The organism is Streptomyces sp. CRN 30 (assembly GCF_034105845.1).
The window spans coordinates 1-7,195 of the sequence record NZ_JAVRHI010000351.1; the positions used below are offsets into that span (position 1 = coordinate 1).

The following is a 7,195-nucleotide window of genomic DNA, read 5'->3' on the forward strand; positions in this document are numbered from 1 at the left end:
CCTCCCGCAGCGCGCCGGCGACCCCGGCGCCGCACCCCGCCAGCCACTCGCGCAGGGCGCCCGCGTCCCCCCGGCGCGCGGGGCCCCCGGTGCCGGGCACGTCGTCGACGGGGAGGTCCGCGGTGGCGCGGGTGCGCACGATGTGCTCGGTCCACAGCAGGGCCCGGCCGACATGCCGGACCAGTTCCTCCAAGGTCCAGTCCGGGCAGGTCGGCACGGTCGCGCCGAGGTCCGCCCCGTCGGCGAGCAGCGCGCTCAACTGCCGGGTCTGCCGGATGATTTCGTCGCAGAAGCGGTCGTGGGCGAGAGGCGTCATGACCTCACCCTAGGAGTCGACGATCAGTCCGGCACCGGATTTTGTCCGGCACCGGTGTCTGCCCGGTGGTCCAGCACCACCACCTCCTCCGCGTCGAAGACCACCCCGACCTCGTCGCCGGTCTCCGGCGCGGCCCGCAGCGCGCAGGCCGCCTCCAGGCGGGGCCCGTCCTCCGGCTGGAGGTGCACGGCGACATGGGTGCCGCGGAACGTGCGGGCGGCGACCGTGCAGCGCAGCCCCTCGCCGGGACCGACCAGCCGTACACCGGCCGGGCGCACCAGCAGCGGCCGCGCGCCCTGGCCGCTGCCCTCCGGCACCGGCACCTTGCCCCACGGCGTGTCGGCGGCCAGGCCGGTGACGGTCGCGTCGGTGACGTTGTCGAAGCCGAGGAAGCGGGCCACGAACGCGTCGGCGGGCCGCTGCCACACGTCGAGCGGCGTCCCCTGCTGGGCGATCCGCCCGTCCCGCATCACCACGACCCGGTCGGCGAGCGCGAACGCCTCGCCCTGGTCGTGCGTCACCGCGAGCACCGTCGTGCCCAGCCGCCCGAACAGCTCCCGCAGCTCCACCACGAGCCGCTCCCGCAGCGACCGGTCGAGCTGCCCGAGCGGCTCGTCCAGCATCAGCAGCCGGGGCCGGGCGGCCAGCGCGCGGGCCAGCGCGACGCGCTGCTGCTCACCACCGGACAGCGCGGCCACCGACCGGCGCCCGGCGCCCGGCAGCCCGACCAGCTCCAGCAGTTCCTCGACCCGCTCGCGCTGTTCGGCGCGGGACGCCCCGTGCATCCGGGGTCCGAAGGCGACGTTCCCTGCCACGTCCCGCTGCGGGAAGAGCTGGTGGTCCTGGAACATCAGCCCGACCTCGCGCCGGTGCGCGGGCACCCCGGCCTGGTCCCGGCCGCCGAGCAGCACCCGTCCGGCGTCCAGCGGCTGCAGCCCGGCGACGGCTCGCAGCAGCGTCGACTTGCCGCTGCCGCTGGGCCCGAGCACGCACACCACCTCGTGTTCGGCGACATCGAGACCGACCGCGTCGAGCACGGCCCGTCCGCCGAACCGGACGGTGGCCCCTTGAAGGGTCAGCAGGCTCCGCATGCTCAGAACTCCCCGGTTCGGTCGGTCCGCAGTCGCTCCAGCACCACCAGGGCCACAGCGCACACCAGCATCAATATCGTCGACAGGGCCATCGCCTGGCCGTAGTTCAGCTCTCCCGGCCGCCCCAGCAGCCGCGCCACGGCCACCGGCAGCGTCGGGTTGTCGGGCCGCGCGATGAACACCGTCGCCCCGAACTCCCCGAGGGACACCGCGAACGCGAACCCCGCCGCGACGAGCAGCGCCCGCCGCACCATCGGCAGGTCCACCTCCCGCCACACCCGCCACGGCGACGCGCCGAGCACGGCCGCCGCCTCCCGCAGCCGCCCGTCCACCGCGCGCAGCACGGGCAGCATGGTCCGTACGACGAAGGGGACACCGACCAGCGCCTGGGCGAGCGGCACCAGAAGCCACGAGGAGCGGAGGTCCAGCGGGGGTTCGTCCAGCGCGATCAGGAACCCGAAGCCGACCGTCACCGCCGACACCCCGAGCGGCAGCATCAGCAGCGCGTCGAAGCCCCGTACGAGCCGGCCGGCGTCCCGGCGGGTCAGCGCGGCCGCCGCGAGACCGCCGATCACCACGGCGATCGCGGTGGCGGCGAGGGCGTACGTCAGGGAGTTGCCGACGGCGTCGATCGGCGGGACCAGGAAGGCGCCGCCGTCCTCGCGGGTCAGCGCCCGGTAGTAGCCGAAGCCGTCGCCCAGCGACCGCCCGACCAGCACGGCGAGCGGCAGCAGGACCAGTACGGCGACGGTGGCGAGGACCCCGCCCAGCAGCGCCCACTGCCCGGCGCCGCGCGGCCGGCGCGCGGTCCGGGCGGCGTCGACCAGACGCAGCGCGGTCTCCCGCCGCCGTACCGTCCAGGCGTGCACGGCGAGGATCGCGAGGACCGCCGCGAACTGGATCATCGTCAGCACGGCGGCCGTGGACAGGTCGAAGAGCTGCGAGGTCTGCCGGTAGATCTCCACCTCCAGGGTGGAGAAGGTGGGCCCGCCGAGGATCTGCACGACACCGAAGGAGGTGAAGGTGAACAGGAACACCATCAGCGCGGCGGCGGCGACGGCGGGCACCAGCGCGGGCAGCGTGACCCGCCGCCAGGCGGCGAACCGGGAGGCGCCGAGCATCCGCGCGGCCTCCTCCTGCCGCGGGTCGAGCTGCGCCCACAGCCCGCCGACGGTGCGCACGACGACGGCGTAGTTGAAGAAGACGTGCGCGAGCAGGATCGCCCACACGGTGGTGTCCAGGCGTACGCCCCACAGGTCGTCGAGCAGCCCGCCGCGGCCGACCAGCGCCAGGAACGCCGTCCCGACGACGACGGTCGGCAGCACGAACGGCACCGTCACCACGGCCCGCAGCACCTGCTTGCCGGGAAAGTCGAGCCGGGCGAAGACGTACGCGCCCGGCAGCGCGATCAGCAGGGTGAGCGCGGTGGACGCCAGCGCCTGCCAGGTGGTGAACCACAGGACGTGCCGTACGTCGGAGGCGGTCAGCACCTCCGTGATCCGGCCGAGGTGCCACCCGGCGTCGTCCTTCAGCCCCCGCGCGACGATCGCCGCGACGGGCCAGGCGAAGAAGACGGCGAAGAACGCGACGGGCACGGCGAGCAGGCCGAGCCGCGCCGCGTCACCGCGCCGCCCGGCCCTTGCCTCGCTGCCTACTTGAGTACGAGCGAGGTCCACGACCTGACCCAGTCGTCGCGGTTGCCGGCGATCTCCGCCGGGGCCATCGTCTCCGGGTCGTCGATCTCCGGAATGTTGTCCGAGTACACGGCGGGCAGCTCGGCGTCGTCGACGACCGGGTTGACGTACATGTTCAGCGGCATGTCCTCCTGGAACCTCTTGCTGATCAGGAAGTCCAGGAGCGCCTTGCCGCCCTCGGGGTTCTCCGCGTTGCTCAGCAGCCCGGCGAACTCGGTCTGCCGGAAGCACGTGCCGGTCGCCACGCCGGTGGGCGCGGTCTTCGGCTGCGGGTCGGCGTAGACGACCTCCACCGGCGGCGAGGAGGCGTAGGAGACGACGAGCGGCCGGTCACCGCCGGCCTTCTTGCCGCCGGCCGACCCGGAGAACTCCTCGTTGTACGCCTGCTCCCACCCGTCGACGACCTTCACACCGTTGGCCCGGAGCTTCTTCCAGTACCCCTCCCAGCCCTCATCGCCGTACGCGGCGGCGGTCCCGAGCAGGAACCCAAGGCCCGGCGACGACGTCCCGGCGTTCTCGGTCACCAGCAGGTTCTTGTAGGCCGGCTCGACGAGGTCCGCGAACGACGTCGGCGGATCGATCCCGTGCTCGCTGAAGTACGCCTTGTCGTAGTTGACGCAGATGTCGCCGTAGTCGACGGGCGTGACCCGGTTCCGGTCGTCCAGCCGGTAGCTCTTGTCCACGCCGTCGACGCCCTTCGCCTCGTACGGCTGGAAGAGCCCGTTGTCGAGGGCGCGGGAGAGCAGGGTGTTGTCGACGCCGAAGAGGACGTCGCCCTGCGGGTTGTCCTTGGTGAGGATCGCCTTGTTGACGGCCTGCCCGGCATCGCCGTCCTCCAGCACCTTGACCTGGTACCCGGAGCTCTTCTCGAAGGCGGCGATGACGTCCTTCGACGCGGCCCACGAGTCGTGGCTGACGAGGGTGACGGTTTTGGAGTCGCCGCCGGACGCCTCGTCGTCGGACGAGGACCCGCACGCGGACAGCGCGACGAGACCGATCCCGACGGCCAGGACGGTGGCCTTGCGTGTGATGCTCACTTTTTCCTCCTGGGACGGACCAGGAAGAGACGCGGCCCTGCCCGGAGCTCCGTCGGGAGTCCGGGCAGGGCGCAACAGCTCGATGAGTGGTGACCGATCTCCCTACCCAGAATGACCTGGGCCAGGTTCGGAGGGTCTGCGGCTCGGTGCCGCACTCTCAGCGCTGTGGCGCTCCCCTGTCGGAATATGAAGATGTGTTCCCGCGTCGCCAGGTTACCGCTCGGTGGCGGCGAGCTGACCGCACGCCCCGTCGATCTCCTGACCACGGGTGTCCCGGACGGTCACCGGCACCCCGTGGGCCGCGATCGCCTCGACGAACGCCTTCTCGTCCTCGGGCCGGGACGCGGTCCACTTGGAGCCCGGGGTGGGGTTGAGCGGGATGAGGTTGACGTGCACGGGCTTGCCCTTGAGCAGCCGCCCGAGCCGGTCGCCGCGCCACGCCTGGTCGTTGATGTCGCGGATCAGCGCGTACTCGATGGAGAGCCGGCGGCCGGACCGCGCCGCGTAGTCGAACCCGGCGTCCAGCACCTCGCGCACCTTCCACCGGGTGTTGACCGGTACGAGGGTGTCGCGCAGCTCGTCGTCGGGCGCGTGCAGCGAGATCGCCAGGCGGCACTTGAGGCCCTCGTCGGCGAGGCGGTTGATCGCCGGGACGAGGCCGACCGTGGAGACGGTGATGCCCCGCTGGGACAGGCCGACGCCGTCGGGCTCCGGGTCGGTCAGCCGGCGGATGGCTCCCACGACCCGGTTGTAGTTGGCGAGGGGCTCGCCCATCCCCATGAAGACGATGTTGCTGAGACGCGCCGGGCCGCCGGGGACCTCGCCGTCGCGGAGCGCGCGCATCCCGTCCACGATCTGGTGCACGATCTCGGCGGTCGAGAGGTTGCGGTCGAGGCCCGCCTGGCCCGTGGCGCAGAACGGGCAGTTCATCCCGCAGCCTGCCTGCGAGCTGATGCACATGGTGACCCGGTCCGGGTAGCGCATGAGCACCGACTCGACCAGCGTGCCGTCGAAGAGCCGCCACAGCGTCTTGCGGGTGGTGCCCTCGTCCGTGGACAGGTGGCGCACGACCGTCATCAGCTCGGGCAGCAGCGCCTCGCGCAGCCTCTCCCGGGAGCCGGCGGGGATGTCGGTCCACTCCTGCGGGTCGTGCGCGTACCGCGCGAAGTAGTGCTGCGAGAGCTGCTTGGCACGGAACGGCTTCTCACCGGCCTCGGCGACCGCCTCCTTGCGCTGGGCGGGCGTGAGATCGGCGAGATGCCGCGGCGGCTTCTTGGCTCCGCGCGGGGCGACGAAAGTGAGTTCTCCGGGCTTAGGCATGGCTCTACAAGTGTCGCAGACGTACGAAGAAGGGCCCGCCACCCTGTGGACAGCGGACCCTTCTCAGCATGCAGCGGCGAAAATGCCAGGTCAGCCGCTTCCGACGAAGATCACCAACAGCAGCCACACCACCGGAGCCGTCGGCAGCAAGGAGTCCAGGCGGTCCATGATGCCGCCGTGACCGGGCAGCAGCGTGCCCATGTCCTTGATGCCGAGGTCCCGCTTGATCATCGACTCGCCGAGATCGCCCAGCGTCGCGCTGACGGCGACGGCGAGGCCCAGGAGCAGACCCTGCCACCAGGCACCGTCGTCGATCAGGAACTGCACGCACAGCGCGCCCGCCGCCATGGCGAACGTCACCGCGCCGACCAGACCCTCCCGGGTCTTGCCGGGGCTGATGCGCGGGGCGAGCTTCTTCTTGCCGAACCGCCAGCCGACCGCGTACGCGCCCGTGTCGCTGACGACGGTCAGTATCAGGAAGACCAGCACCCGCCAGGGACCGTCGTCCGCCGCCAGCAGCATCGCGACGAACGTGGCCAGGAACGGCACGTAGAACGCGGCGAAGACACCCGCGGTGACGTCCCGCAGATAGTCCTGCGGCGGTTCCGTCATGCGCCACACGAGGACGGCCAGCGCCGTGAGCGCCATGGCCACCCACGCGCCCTCGGCACCCCGCACGTACCCGGCGATGACCATCGCCGCGCCGCCGACCGCGAGCGGGACGAGCGGCGCGCGGATGCCCTTGCGCTCCTCCAGCCGCTTGGTCAGCTCCCACAGCCCGACCACGACCGCGACCACGACGACGCCCACGAACACGGCCTTGACCACGAACAGCGACGCGATGATCACCACGCCGAGCCCGAGTCCGACCCCTATCGCCGCACCCAGGTCGCGCCCCGCGCTCTTCTTCTGCGGCGGGGGCACCGGCTGCGGACTGTCGTGCATGGGCTCCGTATTCCGCGGCGCCGCCGCGGGGGCCGGCGCCGGCGAGGTGTCGTCCGGGAACAGGGGGCCGCGACGAGCGGCCCCCCGGTCGTCATCCTGGTCTCCGCCGAAGTCGGGTACGTCGGGCACGATGGGCATGGGCCGAGTCTGCTGCGCGTTGTGCGCTTCGTACGCGGGACCCGCCGGGGCAGCCCCCTGGACAGGTCCCTGCTCGGACGGCCCCCAGTACCCGGCTCGTGGCGGCGCCCCCCAGGAAGAGTCGTTCATCAGACCTCGAGCAGCTCCGCTTCCTTGTGCTTGAGGAGCTCGTCCACCTGGGCGACGTACTTCGCGGTGGTGTCGTCGAGCTCCTTCTCCGCGCGGCGGCCCTCGTCCTCGCCGACCTCGCCGTCCTTGACCATCTTGTCGATGCCGTCCTTGGCCTTGCGGCGCACGGAGCGGATGGAGACCTTGGCGTCCTCGCCCTTGGCCTTCGCGACCTTGATGTACTCGCGGCGGCGCTCCTCGGTCAGCTCCGGGAACACCACGCGGATGATGTTGCCGTCGTTGCTGGGGTTGACGCCCAGGTCCGAGTCACGGATCGCCTGCTCGATGTTGCGCAGCGCGGTCTTGTCGAACGGCGTCACCACGGCCATGCGCGGCTCGGGCACGGAGAACGAGGCCAGCTGGTTGATCGGCGTCGGCGCGCCGTAGTAGTCGGCCACGATCTTGTTGAACATCGCCGGGTGCGCACGGCCGGTGCGGATCGCGGCGAAGTCCTCCTTGGCGACCACGACGGCCTTCTCCATCTTC

7 protein-coding genes and 1 riboswitch are annotated in these 7,195 nt (G+C 71.9%); all 7 genes read right to left on the reverse strand.

The features are described 5' to 3' along the window. The coding region (locus UW392_RS37405) for a maleylpyruvate isomerase N-terminal domain-containing protein (RefSeq protein WP_320779684.1) at window positions 1–316 on the reverse strand (316 nt) is incomplete at its 3' end. A 23-nt stretch (window positions 317–339) separates the two neighbouring features. Beyond that, complete coding sequence (locus UW392_RS37410) at window positions 340–1,407, reverse strand: ABC transporter ATP-binding protein (RefSeq protein ID WP_320779685.1); 1,068 nt, start codon at window positions 1,405–1,407, stop codon at window positions 340–342. Between the two features lie 2 nt (window positions 1,408–1,409). Then, the gene (locus UW392_RS37415) at window positions 1,410–3,083 is read right to left on the reverse strand and encodes an iron ABC transporter permease (RefSeq protein ID WP_320779686.1); all 1,674 of its coding nucleotides are present in this window, start codon (window positions 3,081–3,083) and stop codon (window positions 1,410–1,412) included. After that, complete coding sequence (locus UW392_RS37420; protein ID WP_320779687.1) at window positions 3,059–4,138, reverse strand: thiamine ABC transporter substrate-binding protein; 1,080 nt, start codon at window positions 4,136–4,138, stop codon at window positions 3,059–3,061. Before UW392_RS37420 ends, UW392_RS37415 begins: the two co-directional genes overlap by 25 nt. 81 nt (window positions 4,139–4,219) lie before the next feature. Beyond that, window positions 4,220–4,326, reverse strand: a riboswitch (TPP riboswitch). Between the two features lie 25 nt (window positions 4,327–4,351). Next, window positions 4,352–5,458 carry a 23S rRNA (adenine(2503)-C(2))-methyltransferase RlmN gene (gene rlmN / locus UW392_RS37425; protein WP_320779688.1) on the reverse strand — a complete coding sequence of 369 codons (1,107 nt, stop codon included), beginning with the start codon at window positions 5,456–5,458 and terminating at the stop codon, window positions 4,352–4,354. 90 nt (window positions 5,459–5,548) lie between these two features. Beyond that, a complete protein-coding gene (locus UW392_RS37430; protein WP_320779689.1) occupies window positions 5,549–6,670 on the reverse strand; it encodes a phosphatidate cytidylyltransferase in 1,122 nt (373 codons plus the stop codon). Beyond that, on the reverse strand, window positions 6,670–7,195 hold a 526-nt coding region (gene frr / locus UW392_RS37435), incomplete at its 5' end, for a ribosome recycling factor (RefSeq protein ID WP_320779690.1). The genes frr and UW392_RS37430, both read right to left, overlap by 1 nt.

Excerpts from the sequence above, each read along its gene's own strand:
- UW392_RS37410 (WP_320779685.1), bottom strand. The coding sequence starts at position 1,407 with ATGCGGAGCCTGCTGACCCTTCAAGGGGCCACCGTCCGGTTCGGCGGA.
- rlmN (WP_320779688.1), bottom strand. The coding sequence starts at position 5,458 with ATGCCTAAGCCCGGAGAACTCACTTTCGTCGCCCCGCGCGGAGCCAAG.
- UW392_RS37430 (WP_320779689.1), bottom strand. The coding sequence starts at position 6,670 with ATGAACGACTCTTCCTGGGGGGCGCCGCCACGAGCCGGGTACTGGGGG.